22 protein-coding genes are annotated in these 25,156 nt (G+C 68.3%); 17 read left to right on the top strand and 5 right to left on the bottom strand.

Annotated features, from left to right (window positions below; all coding sequences use genetic code 11):
* The first annotated feature begins 47 nt into the window (after positions 1-47).
* Together efp and nusB are read left to right on the top strand one after the other, a co-directional pair.
* On the top strand, positions 48-611 hold the full coding sequence (gene efp, locus AC1DKN_RS07630; RefSeq protein WP_018773146.1) for an elongation factor P: 564 nt from the start codon (positions 48-50) through the stop codon (positions 609-611).
* Positions 611-1,021 carry a transcription antitermination factor NusB gene (gene nusB, locus AC1DKN_RS07625; RefSeq protein WP_018773145.1) on the top strand — a complete coding sequence of 137 codons (411 nt, stop codon included), beginning with the start codon at positions 611-613 and terminating at the stop codon, positions 1,019-1,021. The genes efp and nusB overlap by 1 nt, the downstream gene beginning before the upstream one ends.
* 103 nt (positions 1,022-1,124) lie before the next feature.
* Here the strand turns inward: nusB and AC1DKN_RS07620 are convergent, their stop codons facing one another.
* Complete coding sequence (locus AC1DKN_RS07620) at positions 1,125-2,399, bottom strand: PrsW family intramembrane metalloprotease (protein WP_476870917.1); 1,275 nt, start codon at positions 2,397-2,399, stop codon at positions 1,125-1,127.
* A 136-nt stretch (positions 2,400-2,535) separates the two neighbouring features.
* On the opposite strand from AC1DKN_RS07620, the gene pyrR reads away from it, so the two are divergent.
* From pyrR to AC1DKN_RS07555, 13 genes are all read left to right on the top strand, one after another.
* Positions 2,536-3,174: a bifunctional pyr operon transcriptional regulator/uracil phosphoribosyltransferase PyrR gene (gene pyrR / locus AC1DKN_RS07615; protein WP_476870916.1), complete on the top strand. Its 639-nt coding sequence runs from the start codon at positions 2,536-2,538 to the stop codon at positions 3,172-3,174.
* Positions 3,171-4,235: an aspartate carbamoyltransferase catalytic subunit gene (locus AC1DKN_RS07610; protein ID WP_476870915.1), complete on the top strand. Its 1,065-nt coding sequence runs from the start codon at positions 3,171-3,173 to the stop codon at positions 4,233-4,235. Before pyrR ends, AC1DKN_RS07610 begins: the two co-directional genes overlap by 4 nt.
* Positions 4,235-5,623 carry a dihydroorotase gene (locus tag AC1DKN_RS07605; RefSeq protein WP_223916683.1) on the top strand — a complete coding sequence of 463 codons (1,389 nt, stop codon included), beginning with the start codon at positions 4,235-4,237 and terminating at the stop codon, positions 5,621-5,623. The genes AC1DKN_RS07610 and AC1DKN_RS07605 overlap by 1 nt, the downstream gene beginning before the upstream one ends.
* The gene (locus AC1DKN_RS07600) at positions 5,620-6,141 is read left to right on the top strand and encodes a PH-like domain-containing protein (RefSeq protein WP_476849297.1); all 522 of its coding nucleotides are present in this window, start codon (positions 5,620-5,622) and stop codon (positions 6,139-6,141) included. Before AC1DKN_RS07605 ends, AC1DKN_RS07600 begins: the two co-directional genes overlap by 4 nt.
* 37 nt (positions 6,142-6,178) lie before the next feature.
* Positions 6,179-7,438 (top strand): glutamine-hydrolyzing carbamoyl-phosphate synthase small subunit, encoded by a 1,260-nt coding sequence (gene carA, locus AC1DKN_RS07595; RefSeq protein WP_476870914.1) that lies wholly within the window; start codon positions 6,179-6,181, stop codon positions 7,436-7,438.
* On the top strand, positions 7,438-10,737 hold the full coding sequence (gene carB, locus AC1DKN_RS07590; protein ID WP_459384934.1) for a carbamoyl-phosphate synthase large subunit: 3,300 nt from the start codon (positions 7,438-7,440) through the stop codon (positions 10,735-10,737). Before carA ends, carB begins: the two co-directional genes overlap by 1 nt.
* Positions 10,730-11,596, top strand: a complete 867-nt coding sequence (pyrF, locus tag AC1DKN_RS07585; protein WP_476870913.1) for an orotidine-5'-phosphate decarboxylase — start codon at positions 10,730-10,732, stop codon at positions 11,594-11,596. Before carB ends, pyrF begins: the two co-directional genes overlap by 8 nt.
* Positions 11,597-11,786: 190 nt before the next feature.
* Complete coding sequence (gene mihF, locus AC1DKN_RS07580) at positions 11,787-12,104, top strand: integration host factor, actinobacterial type (protein ID WP_028276460.1); 318 nt, start codon at positions 11,787-11,789, stop codon at positions 12,102-12,104.
* Positions 12,105-12,144: 40 nt separating this feature from the next.
* A complete protein-coding gene (gmk, locus tag AC1DKN_RS07575; RefSeq protein WP_028276459.1) occupies positions 12,145-12,717 on the top strand; it encodes a guanylate kinase in 573 nt (190 codons plus the stop codon).
* 39 nt (positions 12,718-12,756) lie between these two features.
* On the top strand, positions 12,757-13,017 hold the full coding sequence (rpoZ, locus tag AC1DKN_RS07570; RefSeq protein WP_018773134.1) for a DNA-directed RNA polymerase subunit omega: 261 nt from the start codon (positions 12,757-12,759) through the stop codon (positions 13,015-13,017).
* 52 nt (positions 13,018-13,069) lie between these two features.
* Positions 13,070-14,398, top strand: a complete 1,329-nt coding sequence (locus AC1DKN_RS07565; protein ID WP_476870912.1) for a bifunctional phosphopantothenoylcysteine decarboxylase/phosphopantothenate synthase — start codon at positions 13,070-13,072, stop codon at positions 14,396-14,398.
* 77 nt (positions 14,399-14,475) lie between these two features.
* Positions 14,476-15,711: a methionine adenosyltransferase gene (metK, locus tag AC1DKN_RS07560; RefSeq protein ID WP_028276457.1), complete on the top strand. Its 1,236-nt coding sequence runs from the start codon at positions 14,476-14,478 to the stop codon at positions 15,709-15,711.
* 195 nt (positions 15,712-15,906) lie between these two features.
* Positions 15,907-18,126 (top strand): primosomal protein N', encoded by a 2,220-nt coding sequence (locus tag AC1DKN_RS07555; RefSeq protein WP_476870911.1) that lies wholly within the window; start codon positions 15,907-15,909, stop codon positions 18,124-18,126.
* Positions 18,127-18,375: 249 nt separating this feature from the next.
* Here the strand turns inward: AC1DKN_RS07555 and AC1DKN_RS07550 are convergent, their stop codons facing one another.
* From AC1DKN_RS07550 to AC1DKN_RS07535, 4 genes are all read right to left on the bottom strand, one after another.
* Positions 18,376-19,467 (bottom strand): glycosyltransferase family 4 protein, encoded by a 1,092-nt coding sequence (locus AC1DKN_RS07550; RefSeq protein WP_476870910.1) that lies wholly within the window; start codon positions 19,465-19,467, stop codon positions 18,376-18,378.
* On the bottom strand, positions 19,464-20,390 hold the full coding sequence (locus AC1DKN_RS07545) for an alpha/beta fold hydrolase (RefSeq protein WP_476870909.1): 927 nt from the start codon (positions 20,388-20,390) through the stop codon (positions 19,464-19,466). Before AC1DKN_RS07545 ends, AC1DKN_RS07550 begins: the two co-directional genes overlap by 4 nt.
* Positions 20,391-20,401: 11 nt before the next feature.
* A complete protein-coding gene (locus tag AC1DKN_RS07540; protein ID WP_476849290.1) occupies positions 20,402-21,271 on the bottom strand; it encodes an aldo/keto reductase in 870 nt (289 codons plus the stop codon).
* 82 nt (positions 21,272-21,353) lie between these two features.
* Positions 21,354-22,316 (bottom strand): sugar-binding transcriptional regulator, encoded by a 963-nt coding sequence (locus tag AC1DKN_RS07535; RefSeq protein WP_476849289.1) that lies wholly within the window; start codon positions 22,314-22,316, stop codon positions 21,354-21,356.
* Between the two features lie 123 nt (positions 22,317-22,439).
* Here AC1DKN_RS07535 and AC1DKN_RS07530 point away from each other — a divergent pair, with 123 nt between their 5' ends.
* A complete protein-coding gene (locus AC1DKN_RS07530) occupies positions 22,440-24,218 on the top strand; it encodes a glycerol-3-phosphate dehydrogenase/oxidase (protein WP_476870908.1) in 1,779 nt (592 codons plus the stop codon).
* Between the two features lie 156 nt (positions 24,219-24,374).
* Positions 24,375-25,127: an MIP/aquaporin family protein gene (locus AC1DKN_RS07525; RefSeq protein ID WP_476857068.1), complete on the top strand. Its 753-nt coding sequence runs from the start codon at positions 24,375-24,377 to the stop codon at positions 25,125-25,127.
* The last annotated feature ends 29 nt before the right edge of the window (positions 25,128-25,156 follow it).

Genomic DNA, 25,156 nt, shown 5'->3' with positions numbered 1-25,156 from the left:
CCGATAGCACCGGCCTGATGGAACCAGAGAGAAACTAAGAGGATACAGTGGCAACCACTAACGACATCAAGAACGGAACCGTCCTTAAGCTCGAGGGCCAGCTTTGGAACATCATCGAGTTCCAGCACGTCAAGCCCGGCAAGGGTGGCGCGTTCGTGCGCACCAAGATGCGCAACGTGATGTCCGGCAAGGTCGTCGACAAGACCTTCAACGCCGGACTGAAGATTGAGACCGCCACGGTGGACCGCCGCGACTACCAGTACCTGTACCAGGACGGCGCCGACTTCGTCTTCATGGACACCTCGGACTTCGACCAGCTCACCGTCTCGGCCGCCACCGTCGGCGACGCCACCAACTTCATGCTCGAGAACCAGATGGTCAACATCGCCATCCACGAAGGCAACCCGCTCTACATCGAGCTGCCCCCGAGCGTCGTCCTCGAGATCACCTACACCGAGCCGGGCCTGCAGGGCGACCGCTCCTCGGCCGGCACCAAGCCCGCCACCCTCGAAACCGGGTACGAGATCCAGGTACCGCTGTTCGTCGAGAACAACACCAAGGTCAAGGTCGACACCCGCGACGGCAGCTACCTCGGCCGGGTCAACGACTAGTGAGTGCGCGCGGTAAGGCCCGGAACCGGGCCCTCGATGTGCTCTTTGAGGCCGAGCAGCGCTCAGCCTCCGCGTTCGACGTGCTGAAGTCCCGCCGCGAGCAGACAGACCAGATCGTCAACCCCTACACCCTCGAAATCGTCGAAGGCGTGGTCTCGCACCAGGTGGCCATCGACGAATTCCTGGAGACCTATTCGCAGGGCTGGACCCTGGAGCGCATGCCCTCCGTGGACCGCATCATCCTGCGGATCGGCACGTGGGAACTGCTCTACAACGACGACGTCCCGGACGGCGTGGCGGTCAGCGAGGCCGTGGCCTTGGCCAAGACGCTCTCCACGGACGAGTCGCCGTCGTTCATCAACGGCCTGCTGGGCCGGCTGCAGCAGCTCAAGCCCTCGCTGCTGGCGTAAGCTCTCAGTGCCCCGAAGAACCCCGGCCAGGACATCCTGGCCGGGGTTCTTTCTTTTCCCCGGTTGCCCACGCTGAGCTGGCCCCACTGGGTTCCAACTGTCCCTAACCGACGACGGCGGCCCGGAGCGCGGCGATCCCGGCGAGCTGGTGCTGCTCATCGCGCTGGTGTGCCGGCACGTCCCGGCCGCTGAGGATGCGTTGCCGGGTGAGGGCGAGCTGGGTCGCGGCATCGAGCAGCGCCTTCATCTGCACGCCCCGCCCGGTGGACCTGGCCCAGCGCAGCGCGGAACGGCGGCCGGCGGCGGTGGCCAGCATGTCGACCTCGGCCGAGGTAAACCAGCCCGCGGCCGTGTATTCCGTCAGCCGCTGACGCGTGAGCCTGCGCTCAGCCACCCGCAGCAGCGCGATCACCAGCACCGCCAGCAGGAAGATCGGCACCTGCACCATCACGTACCGGCCCAGGAAGTCCCGGCCCATGCTGTTCCAGGCGCTGTGCAGCAGCATCGCGGGGACGAGGCCGGCGAAGAACGCCAGCACGGACAGCCCGGTGTTCCCGCGGCCGGCTGCGAAGCCCATCACCAGACCGGTCGTACCCGTGAAAATGGCGTGGGCGAAGGGTGAGAGGACCCCGCGGAGAAAGAAGACCACCGCGAGGTCCGTGCCGGGATCGCTGGATTCGGCGATGGCGCGGCCGAAGTAGAGGATGTTCTCGGTAAACGCGAAGCCCGCCGCGATCGTGAAGGCGAACACCACGCCGTCGACCGGTCCGTTGAAGTGTTTCGGGGCAAAGAGCACGAGCAACAGCAGCCCCAGGGACTTGGCGAATTCCTCCACCACCGGCGCCTGGACCGTCACGGCGAACGTCGTATAGTCCAGTCCCGAGGCGGGCCCGGCCACCAGTGAGAAATAGGGCTGGATCAGCATCGTCACCGCGATCGAGACGACGGCTCCCCAGGCAAACGCGAAAAGCAGCAGGGGTTTCGGCTCAGGTTCCCAGCGGTCGATGAAGCGCACCGTCAGCAATACGGTCCCCAGGGGAACCAGCGAGGCCACGAAACCAACGGCAAAGCCGGTGATTCCGGTCCTTTCCAGCAGGAAGGGCACCACCAGGAAGAGGCAGAGGAACGCCAGGAATCCGCCGGCCATCACCAGGCCGAATACGCCGGAACCGCGGCCGTTCTTCCAGCCCGGGCTGCCTCCCGCCGGCCCGGCGGGAGGCAGTGCCGGCTGCAGCTGGCCGCCGTCGTTGGCAGGGGCCAGCCGGTAGTTCGCGGGCTGGACACGCCCCAGCCACGTCGGGTTGGCCTGCCGGGGCAGCGGCCCCTGGCGCGGGCCGCCGGGGTGCTCATGCCCCGGCCGCGGTCCGTTCATCGTCATGGAACCGAGCCTATGTCCGTGTGAGGTTAAACGCATTCCGGCGGCGACGGGGCAGCAGTGCCGTTGTGGTAATTTGAAAGAGCAAATAATCCTTTTTTAATTCCGTCCCGTGAGGCGGGGAAAGGGGAGACGAGCTTTGACTTCCGTGCCTTCAGCACCGGGTCCGGCGCAGGTGGTGCTCACCCGGGTTGTCCTCAACCAGGCTGACATCGACCGCGCGCTCACTCGTATCGCCCATGAAATTCTTGAGGCCAACAAGGGCTCCCAGGACCTCGTCCTGCTGGGCATCCCGCGCCGGGGATATCCCCTCGCCGTCCGCCTCGCCGCCAAGATCGCCGCCGCGGATCCCACCGTGGACGCCGCGGCCATTGTCGGCCAACTCGACGTCACGATGTTCCGCGACGACCTCTCGCACCAGCCCACCAGGCCGCCCTACCCCACCCAGCTGCCGCGCACGGGCATCGACAACAAAGTTGTGGTGCTGATCGACGACGTCCTCTATTCCGGGCGCACCATCCGGGCAGCACTGGACGCCATCATCGACCTCGGCCGGCCGCGGATTGTCCGCCTCGCCGTGCTGATCGACCGCGGCCACCGGGAACTGCCCATCCGCGCCGACCATGTCGGCAAGAACCTGCCTACCTCCTCATCGGAGAAGGTCCGGGTCCGGCTCGAGGAAACCGATTCTGCCGGAGGCGGGGCAACAGTCGGCGCCCCCGACGGCGCCCCCGACGGCGCCCCCGTCGATGAAGTCGTCATCGAGGCCACCGCATGAGGCACCTGCTCTCCACCGAAGACCTGAGCCTGCACAACGCCATCCGCATCCTGGACACCGCCGAGGAAATGGCTGCGGTGGGGGAGCGCGAGGTCAAAAAGCTCCCGGCCCTGCGGGGGCGCACCGTGGTCAACCTCTTCTTCGAGGACTCCACCCGCACCCGGATCTCCTTCGAAGCCGCCGCCAAGCGGCTCTCCGCCGACGTCATCAACTTCGCCGCGAAGGGCTCGTCCGTCTCCAAGGGCGAGTCGCTGAAGGACACCGCCCAGACGCTCGCCGCGATGGGCGCCGACGCCGTCGTCATCCGGCACTGGGCCTCCGGCGCCCCGCACCGGCTCGCCGCGACCGACTGGATCGACGCCGCCGTCATCAACGCCGGCGACGGCACCCACGAACACCCCACCCAGGCGTTGCTGGACGCGTTCACGATGCGCCGGCACTGGTCGAAGCTGGCCGGCACGCCCTCGGCCGGCGCCGACCTCAAAGGCATGCGCGTCGCCATCGCCGGTGACGTCCTGCACTCGCGCGTTGCCCGCTCCAACGTCTGGCTGCTGCGCACCCTCGGCGCCGAGGTCACCCTCGTCGCGCCGCCCACGCTGCTCCCCATCGGCGTCGAAAAATGGCCGTGCGCCGTCAGCTTCGACCTCGACGAGACCCTCGCGCAAGGCGTGGACGCCATGATGATGCTCCGCGTCCAGGGCGAACGGATGAATGCCTCCTTCTTCCCCACCACCCGCGAATACTCGCGGCGCTGGGGCTTCGACGACAACCGGCTCCGTGCCCTCGACAGCCTGGGGCTCAAGGACACCATCATCATGCACCCCGGTCCCATGAACCGCGGGCTGGAAATCTCCGCAGCCGCGGCCGACTCCCCCCGCTCCACCGTGCTGGCGCAGGTGCGCAACGGCGTCTCAGTCCGGATGGCGGCACTGTACCTGCTCCTGTCCGGGGAGAACCGCGAGCCGGCCGCCGCACCAGTTTCTGCCGCTGCCTCTGCGGCCGCGTCCGCGGCGCACGCCGCCATTCCGAACCTCACTTATTCCCACCAGGAGAGCCACTGATGGCCGATCAGCACCAGAACGCAGACAACAACGGCGCCTACCTCATCCGGGGGGCCTCGATCCTGGGCGGAGCAGCCGAGGACCTCCTGATCCGGGACGGCGTGATCGCCGCCCGCGGCCGTCAGCTGGACGCCGAAGGCGCCGGGGTGCGGGACGCAACAGTAATCGACGCCGCGGGCCTCGTCGCGCTCCCGGGCATGGTGGACATCCACACCCACCTGCGCGAACCCGGCCGCGAAGACGCCGAAACCGTCGAAACCGGCACCCGCGCCGCCGCCCTGGGCGGCTACACGGCCGTGCACGCCATGGCCAACAGCACCCCGGTGGCGGACACCGCCGGCGTCGTGGAGCAAGTCCTCACCCTTGGCCGGACCGCCGGCTGGGTGGACGTCCGCCCGGTGGGAGCAGTCACCGTGGGCCTCGCGGGGGAGCAGCTCGCCGAGCTCGGCGCCATGGCCGACTCCCGCGCCCACGTCCGCGTGTTCTCCGACGACGGCATCTGCGTCCACGATCCGGTGCTGATGCGCCGCGCGCTCGAATACGTCAAGGCGTTCGACGGCGTCGTGGCCCAGCACGCGCAGGAACCCCGCCTCACCGCCGGCGCCCAGATGAACGAGGGCGAGGTCTCCGCCGTCCTCGGCCTGGCCGGCTGGCCGGCCGTCGCCGAAGAGAGCATCATCGCCCGGGACGTGCTGCTGGCCCAGCACGTCGGGTCCCGCCTGCACGTCTGCCACGTCTCCACGGCGGGGTCCGTGGAGATCATCCGCTGGGCCAAGTCCCGCGGCGTCAACGTCACGGCCGAGGTCACCCCGCACCACCTCTGGCTCACGGATGAGCTCGCCCGCAGCTACGACCCCGTCTACAAGGTCAACCCGCCGCTGCGCACGGACGCCGATGTCCAGGCCCTCCGGGCCGCCCTGGCCGATGGCACGATCGACGTCGTCGGCACCGACCACGCCCCGCACCCGAGCGAACACAAGGAATGCGAGTGGGCGCAGGCGGCCATGGGCATGACCGGGCTGGAAACCGCGCTCTCGGTGGTCCAGCACACCATGATCGAAACAGGCCTGATGGGCTGGGAGGATTTTGCCCGCGTGACCTCCACGGCGCCGGCCGCCATCGGCCGGGTCCAGGACCAGGGCCGCCCGCTCGAAGCCGGGGAGCCTGCCAACGTCATACTCGTGGACCCGGCTGCGCGCTGGACCGTGGACCCTTCTAAGATGGCAACCATGGGCCGTAACTCTCCGTTTGCCGGCCGGGAACTGCCGGGGAAGGTAGTGGCGACGTTCTTCAAGGGCCACCCGACCGTTCTCGACGGAAAACTCAACACCCCGTACCGGTGGCCGGCCGAAGCGCTCGACGCAGGACCGGCGGGCCGCCGCCCGTGAGTGTCAAGGACCTCTCCCTGCTCTTCACGCTCGTCCTGATTGGCGTCGCGCTTGCCCTCATCGCCGTCGGCTGGCGTAACCGCCTGCGCCGCCAGTCCGACGTCGAGCCCCTCCCCGAGGTTCCCGCCGAACTCGGCGCCCCGCTGGCCGCCGCCGACGGCCAGTACGTCGCCTCCACCACCGCCGGCGACTGGCTGGACCGGATCGCCGTGCACAATCTGGGCATCCGCACCAACGCCAAGCTCTCCGTGCACCCCGAAGGCGTGCTGTTCGAGCGCGCGGGCGCCGGCCCGGTGTTCATCCCGGCCGGATGCCTGACCGGTGTGCGGCAGGAAAGCGGCATGGCCGGAAAGTTCGTGGAAAAGGACGGCCTGCTGGTGCTCAGCTGGATGCTCGGTTCCCACGAACTCGACACCGGCTACAGGACGCGCCGCGCCGAGGACAAGGCCGTGCTCCTCACCACCCTCCAAGATTTGATCTCCGCAGCCCCTCAGGCAGAAGCCGATAGTGGAAAGTAACGACGTGACGGAATCCAACGAAGTGACAGAAACAGCAGTGTCAGAGAAAACAGTGACAGAAGAATCATTGCCAGCTAACCCCACTGCACCCGCAGCAGCATCCACCCCCGCGGTCCTCGTGCTCGAGGACGGCCGGATTTTCCGCGGCACCAGCTACGGCGCCACCGGAACGGCCCTCGGCGAGGCAGTCTTCGCGACCGGCATGACCGGCTACCAGGAGACCATCACCGACCCCTCCTACGCCCGCCAGCTCGTGGTCCAGACCGCGCCGCACATTGGCAACACCGGCGTCAACACCGACGACGCCGAGTCCCGCCGCATCTGGGTGGCCGGCTACATCGTCCGCGACGCCGCGCGCCGGCCCTCCAACTGGCGCTCCGAGCGATCCCTCGACGACGAGCTTGTCGAGCAGGGGATCGTCGGCATCCAGGGCGTCGACACCCGCGCCATCACCCGCCACCTGCGCGAACACAAGACCATGCGCGCCGGCATCTTCTCCGGCGACGCCGCCCGCGCCACGGACAAGGAACTCGTCGACGCTGTCCTGGCCAGCGCGCCGATGGAAGGCTCACGGCTCGCCGAGGAAGTCAGCGTGGACGCCGCATACACGGTGGAGCCCAAGGACTTCGGCTGGGACGGCGAGCCGCGGTTCAGCATTGCCGCCATCGATTTGGGCATCAAGCGCATGACCCCCGTACGGTTCGCCGAGCGCGGGGTCCGGGTGCACGTGCTGCCCGCCACGGCAACCCTCGCCGATGTCCAGGCCGTCAACCCGGACGGCTTCTTCATGTCCAACGGACCCGGCGACCCCGCCACCGCGGACAACCAGGTGGCGCTGCTGCGCTCGGTGCTCGATGAGAAGATCCCGTACTTCGGCATCTGCTTCGGCAACCAGATCCTCGGCCGGGCCCTCGGGTTCGGCACCTACAAGCTCCGCTACGGCCACCGCGGCCTGAACCAGCCCGTGATGGACCGCCGCACCGGCAAGGTCGAAATCACTTCGCAGAACCACGGCTTCGCCGTCGACGCCCCGCTCAACGGCGCCACCCAGGCCCCCGAGGAGCGCTTCGGCCGGGTCGAGGTCAGCCACGTGAGCCTCAACGACGACGTCGTCGAGGGGCTGTCCTGCCTCGACATTCCGGCCTTCTCCGTGCAGTACCACCCCGAAGCGGCCGCCGGCCCGCACGACGCCGCCTACCTCTTCGACCGCTTCATCGAGCTGATGGCGGACGCTTCTTCAAAGACAGAGACCGGCACAAAGACTGCCACCGATTCCAAGACTGGGGACACGAAGTAATGCCCAAGAGAACTGACCTCAAGAGCGTCATGGTCATCGGGTCCGGCCCGATCGTGATCGGCCAGGCGGCCGAATTTGATTACTCCGGCACCCAGGCGCTGCGCGTCCTCAAGGAGGAAGGCCTGCGGGTCATCCTGGTCAACTCCAACCCGGCCACCATCATGACGGACCCCGAGTTCGCTGACGCGACCTACATCGAACCGATCACCCCCGAAGTGGTGGAGAAAATCATCGCCAAGGAGCGCCCCGACGCGCTCCTGCCGACCCTCGGCGGCCAGACGGCCCTCAACACGGCCATCGCGCTGGACAAGAACGGCGTCCTGGAGAAGTACAACGTCGAGCTGATCGGCGCCAATATCGCCGCGATTGAGCTGGGCGAGGACCGCGAGAAGTTCAAGGGCGTCGTCGAGCGCTGCGGCGCCGAGTCGGCCCGCAGCCACATCATCCACACCATGGACGAGGCACTCGCCGCGGCCGGTGACCTCGGTTACCCGATGGTCGTCCGGCCCTCCTTCACCATGGGCGGCCTGGGCTCCGGGCTGGCCTACGACGAGGGGGACCTGCGCCGGATTGTCGGCCAGGGCCTGCAGTACAGCCCCACGTCCGAGGTGCTGCTCGAAGAGAGCATCCTCGGCTGGAAGGAGTACGAGCTCGAGATGATGCGGGACAAGAACGACAACGTCGTGGTGGTCTGCTCCATCGAGAACTTCGACCCGGTCGGCGTGCACACCGGCGACTCGATCACCGTCGCCCCGGCGCTGACCCTGACGGACCGCGAATACCAGCGGCTGCGCGACATCTCCATCGCGGTCATCCGCGAGGTCGGCGTCGACACCGGCGGCTGCAACATCCAGTTCGCCGTCGAGCCGGACACCGGCCGCGTCGTCGTGATCGAAATGAACCCCCGCGTCTCCCGTTCCTCCGCCCTCGCGTCCAAGGCCACCGGCTTCGCGATCGCCAAGATCGCCACGAAGCTGTCCCTCGGGTACACCCTGGACGAGATCCCGAACGACATCACCCAGAAGACCCCGGCGTCCTTCGAACCGACCCTGGACTACGTGGTGGTGAAGGTCCCGCGCTTCGCCTTCGAGAAGTTCCCGGCGGCGGACCCCACCCTGACCACCACCATGAAGTCGGTGGGCGAGGCCATGGCCATGGGCCGGAACTTCACCGAGGCGCTGCAGAAGGCCTTGCGCTCCCTGGAGCAGAAGGGCTCCCAGCTGGACTTCAGCCACGTCCCGGAATGGGAAGTCGCGGAGCTGATCGAGAAGGCCAAGCGTCCCACCACCGAGCGCCTGCACCAGGTGCAGCGCGCCATGCTCGGCGGCGCCACCGTGGAACAGCTCTTCGAAGCGACCAAGATCGACCCCTGGTACCTGGACCAGCTCCAGCTGCTGAACGAGATCTCGCTCGAAATCCGCCAGGCCGCGGCGCTGACGCCGGAGATGCTGACCCGAGCCAAGCGCCACGGCTTCTCCGACGAACAGATCGGTGCGCTGACCCACAACTCCGAGGACGTAGTCCGCGGGGTCCGGCAGGCCCTGGGCATCCGTCCCGTCTACAAGACCGTGGACACCTGCGCGGCCGAGTTCGCCGCCTACACCCCGTACCACTACTCCTCCTATGACGAGGAGGACGAGGTTGCGCTGCACGCCAAGCCGTCCATCATCATCCTCGGGTCCGGCCCCAACCGGATCGGCCAGGGCATCGAGTTCGACTACTCCTGCGTGCACGCCTCGATGGCGCTGCGCAAGGCCGGCTACGAGACCGTGATGGTCAACTGCAACCCGGAAACCGTCTCCACCGACTACGACGTCTCCACCCGGCTCTACTTCGAGCCGCTCACCCTGGAGGACGTCCTCGAGGTCATCGCGGCCGAGGAGCGCACCGGCGGGGTCATGGGCGTCTTCGTCCAGCTCGGCGGCCAGACCCCGCTCAAGCTCGCCCAGCAGCTCGCCGACGCCGGCGTGCCGATCCTCGGCACCTCGCCGGAGGCCATCGACCTGGCCGAACACCGCGGCGCCTTCTCCCGCGTCCTCGACAAGGCCGGGCTCGTCTCGCCGAAGAACGGCACCGCCGTGTCCTTCGAGGACGCCAAGAAGATCGCCGACGAGATCGGCTACCCGGTCCTGGTCCGGCCCTCCTACGTCCTCGGCGGACGCGGCATGGAGATCGTCTACGACGAGCCCAACCTCTCCCGCTACATCGCCAACGCCACCGAGATCACCCCCGACCACCCGGTCCTGATCGACCGCTTCCTCGAGGACGCCGTCGAGATCGACGTCGATGCCCTCTACGACGGCACGGAGATGTACCTCGGCGGCATCATGGAACACATCGAGGAGGCCGGCATCCACTCCGGCGACTCGGCCTGCGTCCTGCCGCCCATCACCCTGGGCGGCAACGTACTGGAACGGGTGCGCACCGCCACCTTGGCGATCGCCGAGGGCGTGGGCGTCCGCGGCCTGATCAACATCCAGTTCGCCCTGGCCTCCGACGTGCTCTACGTCCTCGAAGCCAACCCGCGCGCGTCCCGCACCGTCCCGTTCGTCTCCAAGGCCACGGGTGTCCAGATGGCGAAAGCCGCGGCCCTGATCGGCACCGGCGTCACCATCAACCAGCTCCGCAGCGCCTACAAGATGCTGCCGGAGAGCGGCGACGGCTCCACCCTGCCGCTGGACGCGCCGGTCTCGGTCAAGGAAGCCGTGCTGCCGTTCAGCCGCTTCCGCACCCCGGAGGGCAAGGTGGTCGACTCCCTGCTCGGCCCGGAAATGCGCTCCACGGGCGAGGTCATGGGCATCGACAAGCACTTCGACACGGCCTTCGCCAAGAGCCAGGCGGCCGCGAACAACGCCCTGCCCACCGAGGGCAAGATCTTCGTCTCGGTGGCCAACCGGGACAAGCGCTCGGTCATCATGGGCGTCAAGCGGCTCTCGGACCTCGGCTTCGAGATCGTCTCCACCGGCGGCACAGCCGACGTGCTCCGCCGCAACGGGATCCAGGCCACCCCGGTCCGGAAGGTCGCCGAAGGTTCCAGCGCCGAAGGCGAAGGCACCATCGCCGACCTCATCATCGCCGGCGAGATCGACATGGTCTTCAACACCCCCTCCGGCGGCGAGGCCCGCAGCGACGGCTACGAACTCCGTGCCGCCGCGACCTCGATCGGGATCCCGTGCATCACCACCGTGGCCGAGTTCAACGCCGCCGTCCAGGCCATCGAGGCGCTGCGCACCTACGAATGGTCGGTCACGAGCCTGCAGGAACACGCCGCGAACCTGAAGGCGCTCCAGGATGCCTGAGGCATCCACCGCCCCGGCGGCCGGCCGGGAGACTTTCGGCTCCCGGCTGGGGCGGGCCATGGCGGACCGCGGCCCGCTGTGCGTCGGCATCGACCCGCACCCGGCGCTGCTGCAGCGCTGGGGGCTCACTGACGACGCCGCCGGGCTGGAACGCTTCTCGCTGACCGTGCTGGAGGCCGTGGGCTCCCTCGCCGCCGCGGTGAAACCGCAGGTGGCCCTGTACGAGCGTCACGGATCGGCTGGAATCGCCGTGCTCGAACGCACCCTGGCCGCGGCGGCGGAAGCGTCCGTGCTGACCATCGCGGACGCCAAACGCGGCGACATCGGCTCCACCATGGCCGCCTACGCGGATGCCTGGCTGCGGGACGGCTCGTCCCTGGCCGCGGATTCGGTGACGTTGAGCCCGTACCTGGGCTTTGAGTCGCTCCGGCCCGCCCTGGACCTGGCGGCCGGGACCGGCCGCGGGGTGTTCGTCCTCGCGCTGACCTCGAACCCGGAGGGCGCCTCGGTCCAGCACGTCGGCGGGGCCGATTCCGTCGCGCGGCGGATCACGGAAGCGGCCGCGGTGGAGAACCAGCGCTATGACGGTTCGCTCGGTTCCGTGGGCCTGGTGGTCGGTGCCACGGTGGGCTCGGCCCTCGCCGCACTTGATATCGATCTGGCGGCGGTCCGCGGGCCGATCCTGGCCCCGGGGCTGGGCGCTCAGGGCGCCACGGCCGCGGACCTGCGCCGCACGTTCGGTGCGGCCTATCCCCAGGTCCTGGGGACCTCGAGCCGGGAGATTCTCGGCGCCGGTCCGCAGCTGCAGTCCCTCCGGGATGCCGCGCGGCGCACCCTCGACGCACTCCTCGCGGCTTAGCGGCAGCCGCCTCGCCGGCCCGGGACCGGAGCTGCCGGACCCGGGCCGGGGGGCTGTCCCGTTCGGGATTGCGCTTTTCCCGTTCCCGAACTGGCCGGCGCGCAGATTTCCATTGATTTCTGCCGCCGCCTGACGGTAGGTTCGGGGCAAGGGCATGAGTGCCCCGTCCCGCCATGCAGGGAGGCCTTCCGTGAGTTTGAGACCACTCACTCCTCAGGAGCGTTCCGACGCCCTTCGCAAGGCCGCTGCCGCAAGAGCCACCAGGGCCGAGGCAAAGGAGCGGCTCAAGACGGGCGAGCTGACCATCGCCAATGTCATCAGTGCAGGCGAATCCGACGACGCCATTGCCCGCATGAGAATCGTGGAGCTGCTCGAGGCCCTGCCCGGGATCGGCCGGGTCCGGGCGGCGGCCATCATGGACCAGCTCGGCATCGCACAATCCCGACGGGTCCGCGGCCTGGGAATCCACCAGCGCCGGGCGCTGGTAGATTTTATTGACGACAAGTAGCCCGGTCCGCCGAGCTGCCCACCACCGCCCAAAGGAATATGTGAGCAAGAAACCGGGACTGACAGTCCTCGCCGGCCCGACGGCTGTTGGCAAAGGCACCGTGTCCACCTACATCCGGGACAACTACCCCGGCGTCTGGCTCTCCGTGTCGGCCACCACGCGTCCGCCGCGGCCGGGGGAGCAGGACGGGATCCACTACTTCTTCAAATCGGCCGAGGAATTCGATTCCCTGGTCGAAAACGGCGAACTGCTCGAGTGGGCCGTTGTCCATGGCCGGAACCGCTACGGCACGCTGCGCAGCACGGTTGACGCCGCCATTGCCGAGGGCCGCTCGGTGCTGCTGGAGATCGATCTGCAGGGCGCCCGGCAGGTCAAGCAGGCCGTCCCGGATGCCCAGTTTGTGTTCCTGGCGCCCCCGAGCTGGGACGAAATGGTCCGCCGGCTGGTCGGCCGCGGCACGGAAAGCGCCGAAGAACAGCAGCAGAGGCTGGAAACCGCTAAACTAGAACTTGCCGCTGAACCGGAGTTCGACCACACCGTCATCAATGATGACGTTCGTCGGGCAGCGGACGAGCTTGTTTCACTCATGGGGCTGACCCCGAACCCGCGCTAGGCGCCGGGACGTACCGGCCCGTTAGAATTTGGAGAATTCGTGTCCACGAACCTTGAAGGCATCATCAACCCGCCGATCGACGAGCTGCTGAAGGCCGCCGACTCGAAGTACGGACTGGTGATTTTTGGTGCCAAGCGCGCACGCCAGATCAACGCGTACTACGCCCAGCTGCATGAGGGCCTGTTTGAGTACGTTGGCCCGCTGGTCGACACCAAGCTGAACGAGAAGTCCCTGTCGATCGCCCTGCGCGAGATCAACGAAGGCAAGCTCGTCTCCACGCCGATCGAAACCGCAGAGTAATTCCCTCCGCGGGAAGAGCCAAGTAAACAGACTGCCTGCTGACGGAGATCACGTGCGCATAGTCCTCGGAGTCGGGGGAGGGATCGCCGCCTACAAGGTGGCATCGCTCCTCCGGCTTTTTACTGAAGCCGGGCATGACGTCACGGTCATCCCCACCGAGGCGGCCACCCGCTTCGTCGGCGTCGCCACATGGGAGGCCCTGTCCGGGCACCCGGTGAGCAACAGCGTGTTCGACGCCGTCCACACGGTCAACCATGTCCGGCTCGGCCACGAAGCCGAACTGATCGTCGTGGCCCCGGCCACGGCCGATCTCCTGGCCCGCGCGGCCACCGGCCAGGCCGATGACCTCCTGACCAACACCCTGCTGATGGCCGGCGAATGCCCGGTGCTCATGGCCCCGGCCATGCACACCGAAATGTGGCAACACCCCGCCACCGAGGCCAACGTCGAAACCCTGCGCAGCCGCGGCGTCACTGTCCTCGAACCCGCGAGCGGGCGGCTGACCGGCGCCGACTCCGGTCCCGGCCGCCTGCCCGAGCCGGAGGCGATCTTCACCGCCGCCATGGCCCTCGCCGGCGCCGAAGCAACCGCCGCCAACGCTTCCGCAACTTCCGCGGCGATGCCGGCCGTTGACCCGGACGTGACAACTGCCCTGGCCGCCGTGCCTGCAGCGGCGCAGTCGGCGGTTACGCCGTTGGCCGGACTGACGGTGACCATCAGTGCCGGCGGCACCCGGGAACCGCTGGACCCCGTGCGGTTCCTCGGCAACCGCTCCTCCGGCAAGCAGGGCGTGGCCCTGGCCGCCGCGGCCCGCGACGCCGGAGCCCGCGTCCGCCTGCTGGCCGCCCACATGGAAGTCCCGGCGCCCGCCGGCGTCGAAATCGTCCAGGTCGAAACGGCCCTGGAACTGCGGGAGGCGGCGCTGCACGCGGCCGCCGACTCCGACGTCGTCATCATGGCCGCCGCGGTCGCGGACTTCCGGCCGGCGGACGTCGCCGGGACCAAGATCAAGAAGCGCGACGACGTCGCCGATCCCGTGATCAACCTGGTGCGCAACCCCGACATCCTGCGCGAACTCGTCGAGGTCCGCGACGCCGCGTCCCGGAATCAGCTGATCGTCGGCTTCGCCGCCGAGACGGGCGATGCCGGCGGCGATGTCCTGGACTATGCCCGGGCCAAGCTGCACCGGAAAGCCTGCGACCTGCTGGTCGTCAACCAGGTGGGCCGGGACTTGGTCTTTGGCGAGGACACGAACACAGTAGTCATCCTTTCCCGTGACGGCTCCGAACCCCAAGAGGCGTCGGGTTCCAAATCCGACGTCGCGGCTGCCGTGATCGACCGGATCAGCGCCGAGCTGAGCCGGGCTGTACCGCCGGCGTAGCCCGGCGTAACCAACATCTCCTTAGCACGGGGACACACGCCGCCGGACGTCCGTTATCCAACCAGTAAGGTAGTTGAGTGACTTTACCGCTGCACATCCCCGCCTTCCACGGGTCCACGCCCGCCGCGCTCCGGCTCTTCACGTCCGAGTCGGTGACGGAGGGCCACCCCGACAAGATCTGTGACCAGATCAGCGATGCGATCCTCGACGCACTGCTCGACAAAGACCCCGAGTCCCGGGTAGCCGTGGAGACGCTGGCCACCACCGGGCTGGTCCACGTCGCGGGCGAGGTCACCACCGATGCCTATGTCGAGATTCCGCAGATTGTCCGGGAGACCATCCTGGGCATCGGGTACGATTCTTCGGCCAACGGCTTCGACGGCGCCCGGTGCGGCGTCTCGGTATCCATCGGCCAGCAGTCCAACGACATCGCCGGCGGCGTGTTCAACTCCCTCGAAGCGCGTGAGGGCCGCCAGGAGGACGACTACGACCTCCAGGGAGCCGGCGACCAGGGACTCATGTTCGGCTACGCCAGCGACGAAACGCCGTCCTACATGCCCGTGCCGATCTGGCTCGCGCACCGGCTCTCCGAGCGCCTGACCGAGGTCCGCAAGAACGGCGAACTCGCCTACCTGCGCCCGGACGGCAAGACCCAGGTCACCGTGGGCTACGACGGCGACCGCCCGGTCTCAGTCGAAACTGTCGTCATCTCCAGCCAGCACGCCGAAGGCACCAGCCTGGACCAGCTCCGGGCCGACCTCGCCGAGCACGTGGTGGGGCCGGTCATGGCACTGTCCAACCTGGACACCTCACGGACCCGCAACATCCTCAACCCCGCAGGCGCCTTTGTGATTGGCGGCCCGGTAGGCGACGCCGGCCTCACCGGCCGCAAGATCATCGTCGACACCTACGGCGGCATGGCCCGCCACGGCGGCGGCGCGTTCTCCGGCAAGGACCCGTCGAAGGTGGACCGTTCGGCCGCCTACGCCATGCGCTGGGTCGCCAAGAACGTGGTGGCCGCCGGCCTCGCCAAGCGCGCCGAAATCCAGATCGCCTACGCGATCGGCCAGGCCCGCCCGGTGGGAACCTACGTTGAGACATTCGGAACCGAAACCGTGGACCCGGCCCGCATCAGCGCCGCGATCGCCGAGATCTTCGACCTGCGCCCGCGGGCCATCATCGACGCCCTCGACCTCAAGCGCCCGATCTACGCCAAGACCGCCGCCCACGGTCACTTCGGCCGCGAAGACCCGGATTTCACGTGGGAACGCCTGGACCGGGTGGACGAGCTGAAGGCGTTCTTCAACGCCTAAGGCCCGGCCAAACCGTCCCATGCTGTCCAGGCGGTTTGTTTTGACAGTGAGTTTGTCAGTCCTGCGTGATGCACTGTAGCCAGGCCGCCCTCCGGTGGCCTGGCTACAGTGCATTTGGGAATACAGTGCATTTCGGAAACAGTGCATTTCGGAAACAGTGCATGTGTCGAACGATCCTCAGGGGAGGTGCGAGCCGTGAGTCCCATTCCTGCCGGCGGCGCGCCCGGTGAACCCCAGCAGCTGTCCCTGCTCCAGGGTTTTCCCGCCTCCGCCGCGGAAGCGTCCGGGCCGGCCCTTGCGGCCCACCTGCCGGTGGCGCGGGTGCTGATCGAGTCCTCGCTGCCCCACCTGGACAGGCCTTTCGACTACAGCGTCCCCGCCGCCCTCGACGCCGACGCCATGCCCGGAGTCCGGGTCAAGGTCAAATTCAACGGGCAGGAACTGGCCGGATACCTGCTGGAGCGCACCGCCGGATCCGACGCCGGCCACCCCCTGGTGCCGCTGCACAAGGTGCTCTCCGCCGTCCCGGTCCTGACCCCCGCAGTGGCCGAGCTCGCCGGCCGGATCGCCTCGCGCTACGCCGGAACGGTCAGCGATGTCCTGCGCGTGGCCGTGCCGCCGCGCATGGCCAAGCTGGAAAAGGAATTCGCCCCGGACGGCCGGCTCGATCCCGCGCTGTTCGGCACTGAGACGTTCGGTCTGGCGACCGACGTGTCGCTTCCGTCGCCGGCCGCCGGCAGCATCTGGACCCGGTACCGCAACGGTGCGGCATTCCTCGCCCACCTCGCCGCGGGGGAGTCGCCCCGGGCCGTCCTGACCGCCCTGCAGGGGTACGGGCCCGCCGGCTGGCCGCGGATGATCGCCGAAGCCGTGGCCGCAGTGCGGATCTCCGGCCGCGGCGCCGTCGTCGTGGTGCCCGACTACCGGGACCTTGACCGCGTGGAATCTGCCTTGCTGGAACTGCTTCCCGCCGGCGACGTCGCCCGGCTCACCGCGGACGACGGCCAGACGCCGCGCTACCGCAGCTTCCTGCGCGTGCTCAGCGGCGCCGCCGGGGTCGCCGTGGGCACGCGGTCCGCGGCCTACGCGCCGGTGCCGAACCTCGGGCTCGTCATCTGCTGGGACGACGGCGACGACCTCCACATCGAACAGCGCTCCCCGTACGCGCACACCCGCGAAGTCCTCCTGCTCCGGGCGGGCCAGGAGGGGGCCGCGTGCCTGCTCGCGGCCCATTCGCGCAGCACCGAAACGGAGCGGCTGGTCGCCTCCGGCTGGGCCCAGGCCGTGGAAGCGGACCGGGCCGTCGCGCGGCGGACAGTCCCGCGGGTCCTGAACACGGCCGACAGCTACGAACTCGAGCATGACCCGCTCGCCCGGATCGCCCGGCTCCCCGGCGCGGCCTGGCGGGCCGCCAAGGAAGGCCTGGAACGGGGTCCGGTCCTGGTCCAGGTGGCCCGCGCCGGCTACGCCCCCTCGCTGGTGTGCGACACCTGCCGGGAACCGGCCCGCTGCACCGCCTGCAGCGGCCCGCTGGCGATCGCCGGTCCGGGCGGGAGCAGCGCCGTGCCGCAATGCCGCTGGTGCTCGGCCCCGGCCCCGGCCTGGCGCTGCGGCACGTGCAACGGCGCCAGGCTAAGGCGCGGCGCCACGGGAGCCCTCCGCACCGCGGAGGAGCTGGGCCGGGCGTTTCCGGGAAAACCGGTCATCACCTCCTCCGGGGACCAGATCAAGGCCACCGTTGCGGAGACCGCGGCCCTGGTGGTGGCCACCGTCGGCGCCGAACCCGTGGCCTTCGGCGGGTACGCCGCGGCCCTGCTGCTCGACGGCGATTCGCTGCTGCGCCGGGAAAACCTGAGGGCGGGGGAGGACGCGGTCCGCCGCTGGTTCAACGCCGCGGCCCTGGTGCGGCCCGCTTCCGAGGGAGGCCTGGTGGTCATCACGGCCGACGACGCCGCCGGGGTTGGCGCCCTGCTGCGCTGGGATCCCGCCGGGTACGCCAGCCGGGAACTGGCACTGCGGCAGGAGCTGCAGCTGCCGCCCGCCGTGCGGGTCGCTTCCGTCACCGGCGGCAGGACCGCCGTCGGCCATTTCACGGATGCCATCCAGCAGCGGCTGGCGGCGCAGGGAACCGTCCTCCGGACGGCCGGGCCCGCGCCGGTCATTCTGCCGGCGGCCGCGGGGGCAGGCCGCACGCCGCCGCAGGATGCTGCGACGCGGGATACTGTGCCCCGGGATGCTGTGCCCCGGAATGCTGTGCCCCGGGACTCCGGCCAGGAGGTCCGGACCCTGCTGTTCATCCCCTACGCCCAGGCCGCGGCTGCCACGGCCGTCATGCGGGCCGTCAAGGCGGCGGCCGCAGCCAAGCGCAGCGACGACCCGGTGCAACTGCGCCTGGACGGCGTCGACGTCCTCTAGGACCCTCCATTGCGTCTCCGCGGCTCACATGGCCCCACCGGCACGGCGGTCCCTCTATTCAAAGGGCGCGCACGCCGCAACAGGCCCGCAGGCCGGCGGCCATTCGCCGCAGATGGCCGGAATGAGGCTCCGTATTGCGGCCCTCCGCGGCAAATGGGTGGTCGGGACCGTGGCGCCGGCGTCATCCCGGCCTCGCTTTGGGTGCGGCGCGGAGCGGATCTCCGCGCCGGCCACTTACAGCCGTTCCGGCTATCTCCGGTCGCGGGGCCGGTTCCGGAGCGCGACGGCCTCTTCGGCGACGGCCACGAGCCGCCGCGCCGACTCATCCCAGCTGAAGTCTGCGGCCCGCTCCACTGAACGGCGGGACCGGGCCTTCCACAGGGCGGGGTCCTCGAGCGTGCGCACCGCCTCGGCAAACTCCGCCGGGGAGTCCGGATGCACGTAGGTGACGGCATCGTCACCGACCTCCCGGAAGATCGGGATGTCGCTGGCAATCACCGGCGTGCCGTGGGACATGGCCTCGACGAGCGGCAGTCCGTAGCCCTCGGCCCGGGACAGGCTGACCAAGGCGGTGGTGCGTGCCAGGAGGGCCTCATACTCGGCGTCGGTCACCCCGTTGTGGAAGACGATGCTTGCGCCCTCCGGAGCCAGGGCCTCGAGCTCGGCCCGCCGCTCGGGCGTGGTGCGGCTGAGCAGATGCAGGGTCATGTCCGGGAGCTCCGCCATGCCGCGGACCATGGTCTCCACGTTCTTATAGGGCATGAAGGAACCCATGTAGAGCAGCGTCTTGTCGGCCCCCGCCCCGGGATCGCGCGGGGTGTGGCCGTGCTGGGGGGCGTTGCCGACAATCCTGACAGGACGCCGGGTGAGCCGGTACTTGGCCATCAGGGCCGCCGTGGTGGAGCTGATCGTCGCCACGATGTCCGCCCGGTTCAGCAGGAGCCGCTGGGGCCAGAAAGCCTTGTGGTACAGGCGCCACAGGACCCTGACGGGGGCCGGCAGGAATCCGGGAGGGGTGGGGTGCTCGTAGTAGATGAGGTCGTGCAGGGTCAGCACCAGGGCGTACTTCCGGCCCCAGCTGCCCATGGTCTGCATGGGGCATACCACCACGTCGGCGCCCAGCTTGTTGACCTTGGCCGCCACGAAGAGTTCGGCCGGGGACAGCGGGCTGTTGATCAGGGTGTAGGGAACATCGGGCAGGAGCGCGAGCTGGCGGGTGTCGCTGATCAGCATCGAGACGTCGGCGATCCTGGCGGCCGCCGCGATCAGGCTGGCGCCGTAACGGCTGATTCCGTCGTGGTGGTCCAGCCGGGTGAAGCGGGCATCAATGAGAATTTTCACGCGGCGTGGTCCTTTAGGAAGCGTCTGATGTAGCGGGCAGCGGGCACGGGGGTTTCGTAGTGGATCAGGTGCCCGACGCCGGGAATGACCTCCAGCCTCCCGTCCGGGAGCCGCGCCGCGAGTTTGTGCTGGTCCGCCAGCATGGCGATCTCGTCCTTCTCGCCCGCGATCAGCAGCACCGGCAGCGTCAGGTCGCCGGCCACCTCGGTGACGTTGCTGCCCACCGAGGCCTTGAAGGCCTGAAGCAGGCTGTCCCGGTCCGCGAAGGAGGAAAAATAGGCGCTGTGCTGGGCGTGCACGAACCGGCGGATGTCCTTGTCCCCGGTCTTGGCCATGGTCACGCTCATCACCCGCACGATCGCCTGGCTGCGCAGCAGGGCCAGCCCGAGCCGCTGGGGAAGGCGTGCGGCGGCCTCGTAGTAGAGCACCGCGAGCTTCGTCATCAGGCCCTTGGGCCCTTCGAGGGCGGGCGCCGCGATGGGATTGACAAGGATCAGCTCGGCCACGGCACCGGGGTTGGCCGCCACGAAATGGCTGGCAATGATCGAACCGAACGAATGCCCCAGCAGGACCGTGTCCGCGCCCAGTCCCAGAGCAGCCATGAAACCGCCCAGGAACTGGCTGTAGCCGGCAACGCTGTGCCCGGTTCCCGCGAAGGCGGCCGAGCTGCCGAAGCCCGGCAGGTCCGGCATGATCAGGCGCATGTCCGTCAGCTGGTCGGCTACCCGGAGCAGGCCGTGGTGGTCGCCGCGGAACCCGTGCACCACCAGGATGGTGCGCGTTTCGGGGGTGACCTCGGCGGGTTCGTAGACCCAGTACGCGATCCGGGCACCGTCAACCTCAACGGACGCGGCCCGGGTGCGGGCGTCGAGTCCGCCGCTGAAGAGGGGCGTGCGTGAGGACCCGGTATCCACTTGTTCCATTGGTTCGAATCCTATGCGACGTTGTCGGGGTGGGAGCCGGTCCGGAAGCCGCGTTCGAGGCCGCCGACCTCCGTCATATCCAGCGGGGAGAGCTCAAAGTCGAAGACCTCGAAGTTTTCACGGATCCGCCCGGACGAGCTGGCCTTGGGGATGGCGATATTGCCCAGCTGCAGGTGCCAGCGCAGGATGATCTGTGCCGGCGTGCGGTCGTGTTCGGCCGCCAGGGCCAGGATCACGGGGTCCTTCAGGACCTGGCCGCGGCCCAAAGGACTCCACGCCTCGGTGCGGATACCCAGCAGCTCGTGCTTTTCCCGCAGTTCATCCTGCTGCAGCCAGGGATGAAGTTCGATCTGGTTCACGGCGGGCACCACCTCCGCCGTTTCCAGGAGCCGGTCCAGGTGCTGCGGCTGGAAGTTGGAGACGCCGATTGCGCGGACCTTGCCCTCGCGGTACAGCGTCTCCAGGGCCCGGTACGTTTCCGGGAACAGGCCACGGCGCGCGCACGGCCAATGGATCAGGTAGAGGTCGATGTATTCCAGGCCGAGGTTGGAGATCGAGGTGTCGAACGCACGCATGGTGGCGTCGTAGCCGTGGTCGTCATTCCAGACCTTGGTGGTGATGAAGAGGTCCTCGCGGGAAACGTAGGGTGCGGTTTCCCCAGGCCCGCCGCCGGTGCCCTCAAATCCGGACAGGGCACCGATTCCCTTGCCGACGCCCGTCTCGTTGCCGTACATGGCGGCGGTGTCGAAGTGCCGGTAGCCGGTCTCGACCGCCATGGTCACCAGGCTGGCGGCGTCGGCCGGGGGGACCTTGTACAGCCCGAACCCCAGCCGGTCGATCAATACGCCGTTGTTCAGGGTCAGCCGGGGGGAGAGTCTCATGACAAAGACTTTACCCACTGGCGCTGGCGAGTGCCGGACCGCCGTTGCCGCCGGCCGCGCCGGTCACGGTGCCCGCAACCGCTCAGCCCAGTCCGTCGAACCGGACGAGCCTGCGGGCGCTGGCCTCGTCCAGGATCAGGTCGGTGGCCAGTCCTGCCGCCAGCGCGCCCCTGAGCCCGTTGATTTTGGAAGCACCGGACACCACGCAGATGCGGCGCCGGACCTGGCGGAGCTGGGCCAGGTCCGGGCCGGTGGAGCGCGCGTTGAGCGTGATGCCGTCCGAGGACCCGTCGGCGCGGAAAAACACCGTGGCAACATCGCCCACCACATCGGAGTTCGCCAGGACGTTCAAGTCGTCTTCATCGAGGTAGCCGCCGGCGTAAACGTGGCTGGGATAGTCGGCGTCGACCGATCCGACACCAAAGATCGCGATGCTCATCCGGGCCTGCAGCTCCAGGATCCGCTGAACACTCCGCTCATTCCACATGGCCCTTTTGGTCGCGGCGTGGTCGAAGAAGGCCGGCACGGGAAACTGTTCCACCCGTGCTCCGTAGGCGCTGCCGAACCGCCTCATGATGTCCGAGGCATAGGTGATGCCGGTGGTCTGCATGTTCCCGGCGCCGTTGAGCTGGACGATCACGCTGTCGTGGGTGATCTTGCGCGTCAGGTGCCGGCTCACGGCGCTCAAGGTGGAGCCCCATGCGACGCCGATGATGGCGTTGGAGTCCACCAGCGGTCCGATCGTCCGGGCGGCCTGCATGGCCACACGGTCCAGTGTTTCCGCCTCATTGAGGGTGTCCACCACCGGAACGACATGGACATCCACCTTGTATTCGGCGCGGATCATGCCCTCGAGTTCGGGCCCGGTGTCCAGCGGGCTGCGGATCTGGATCTGCACGAGACCCGAATCGCGCGCCGCGGACAACAGCCGGGAAACCGTGGACCGGGACGTCCGGAGCTCGCGGGCGATGGCGTCCATGGTCAGGTCCTGCAGGTAATACAGCTGGGCCGCGCGGAGGGCGTCGGACTGGCGTGATTGCATCATGACATTTCCCATCTGCACGTTTGTGCATAGTGCTTGACTCCATTTTCCATTAGTCCAAAGAATAGTGTTGAACGGCGCCGCGCCACGGGCGTGCCGCACAGAATCAAACCCAAGGGAGCAATTTTGGGACAGAAGGACTCAGTCGGCACACCGGCGAACGATCGCGCCTCGGTGCAGAAGCTGCGGACGCGGCGGCACGCGCAGGTTCTGATCATCGGAGGCGGAATCAACGGGGTCGGAACGTTCCGTGACCTGGCGCTGCAGGGCGTGGATGTGGCGCTCGTTGAGCGCGGCGATTACTGCCAGGGTGCCAGCGGCGCCTCTTCCCACATGATCCACGGCGGTATCCGGTACCTCGAAAACGGCGAGTTCCGCCTGGTCCAGGAGTCGGTGACCGAGCGCAACAGGCTTCTGCGGATCGCGCCGCACTACGTCAAGCCGCTGCAGACCACGATCCCGATCTTCAGCACCTTCTCCGGGGTCCTGGCCGCCCCCATGCGCTTCCTGACCCACAAGCAGGGCAAGCACACCGAACGCGGGGCGTTCCTGATCAAGCTCGGCCTGAGCATGTACGACTTCTTCTCCCGCGACGGCGGCACGGTTCCGCGCCACCAGTTCCGCGGACGCAAACGCGCCCTCGCCGAGCTGCCCCGCCTGCACCCCGGGATCAAGTACGCGGCCACGTACTTCGACGCCTCCGTCCACAACCCCGAGCGCCTCACCCTCGACGTGCTCCAGGACGGCGAGAAGGCCGGCGGCGCGGACGGCCACGCCCGCGCCAGCAACTACGTCTCCCTGGTCTCGCTGGGCGGCTCCGGAACCCCCGGAACCCCCAGCACCCCCGGAACCACTGTCCAGCTGCGCGATGAACTGACCGGTGAGGTGTTCGACTTCACTGCCGACGTTGTCGTGAACACCACCGGCGCCTGGGTCGACCTGACCAACGAGGCCATGGGGGCGGCGTCGTCGTTCATGTGCGGAACCAAGGGTTCGCACATCGTGCTGGACCATCCGGAGCTGCTCGCGGCGTGCAACGGCCGCGAAATCTTCTTCGAGCACACCGACGGCCGGATCGTACTGATCTACCCGATGGGGGACCGCGTCCTGGTCGGCACCACCGACGTCGACGCCGACATGGCCCAGGACGCCGTGTGCACCGAAGCGGAAATCGACTACTTCTTTGACCTGATCGGCCACGTGTTCCCGGACATCCCGGTGGGCCGGGACCAGATTGTCTACTCGTTCTCCGGTGTTCGCCCGCTTCCGAAGCACGACGCGACCCAGCCCGGCTTCGTCAGCAGGGACTACCGGATCGAACGCCGTGCGGCGGCGGGCGGCGCCGTCCTCAGCCTCGTCGGCGGCAAGTGGACCACGTTCCGGGCCCTCGCCGAGCACCTGAGCAACGACGTCCTGGCCGAACTCGGTATGGAACGGAAGGTTTCGACGGCGAAGCTCGCCATCGGCGGCGGCGCCGGCTTCCCGGACAGCGAGGACGGCGTCCAGCGCTGGATCAAGGCCCACATGTCGGCCGGCCGCGACGCCGCCCGCGTCACCGGGCTGCTGACCCGCTACGGGACCCGTGCCGAAGAAGTCATCCGCTTCCTGGACGGGGCCGCGGCCGGCGAGCCGGACCGGCTGCTGCATTCCACCCGCGAGCTGAGCACCCGGGAACTGGAGTTCATGGCCGCCCATGAGCAGATCGGGCACCTCGTGGACGTCCTCATCCGCCGCACGTCCCTGGCTTTTCGCGGCCTGGTGACAGGGGAACTGCTCAACGAAGTCGCGGACATCCTTTCCGGACCGCTCGGCTGGGACGCGGCACGCCGGGCCTCAGAGATCAGCCACGCACAGGAGGTGCTACAGCGGTTCCACGGTGTCCGGGTCCACAGCCTGGTCGCCTGATATTGCTTGCGTGCCCGGGCAGGGAAGCCCGGGTGCAAGCACTGCGCGGTCCGCCCTGGCGGCCGGCGCAGTGGCCGGCCGGCAGCACGAACATGCTGCCGGCCCAACGGCTTCCAAACTCGCGGAGGCCGACAACAGAAAATAGAGGAGTCAAAGATGTCTCTTGGAATAGTTTTCCTATCCGAATTATTCGGTACCGCCATGCTGACCCTGCTGGGTTGCGGCGTTGTGGCCAACGTTGCGCTCAAAGGCACCAAGGGCAATAACGGCGGGTTCCTCATGGTCACCTGGGGGTGGGGCCTTGCCGTCTTCTCCGGTGTCTATGTTGCTTCCATCTCAGGTGCGCACCTGAACCCGGCCGTGACTTTTGGCCTGCTGGTCAACGGCAAGAAGTTGTACGCCCCCGGTGTTCCGGTTGACTTCGCCTCGACCCTGACGTACTTCGGCGGTGAACTGACCGGTGCCTTCCTCGGCGCCGTCGTGATGTGGCTGGCCCACAAGCAGCACTTTGATCTCGAGCAGGAGCCCGCCAGTCAGCTGGCCGTCTTCTCCACGGGCCCGGCGATCCGCTCCAACCAGTGGAACCTGATCACCGAGATCATCGGCACCTTTGTCCTCGTGTTCGTTATCCTGACCTTCGGCGGGACGCCTTCCGGGCTCGGCCCGCTGTCGGTGGCCCTGCTGGTCGTCGGTATCGGTGTTTCGCTCGGCGGCCCCACCGGCTACGCCATCAACCCCGCCCGTGACCTGGGCCCCCGCATCGCGCACGCCTTGCTCCCCATCAAGGGCAAGGGCTCCAGCGACTGGAGCTACTCCTGGATCCCGGTGGTCGGTCCGCTCATTGGCGGCGGCCTCGGCGGCCTCGTGGCAGCAGTCGTGCCGATCATCATCCCCGTCATCCCTCACTAACTGCCCGTTCAACCGTCAGTACAACTGCC

It is taken from the genome of Arthrobacter sp. 01N444 (assembly GCF_056399305.1).
This window is presented reverse-complemented; position numbering and strand designations above follow the sequence as displayed.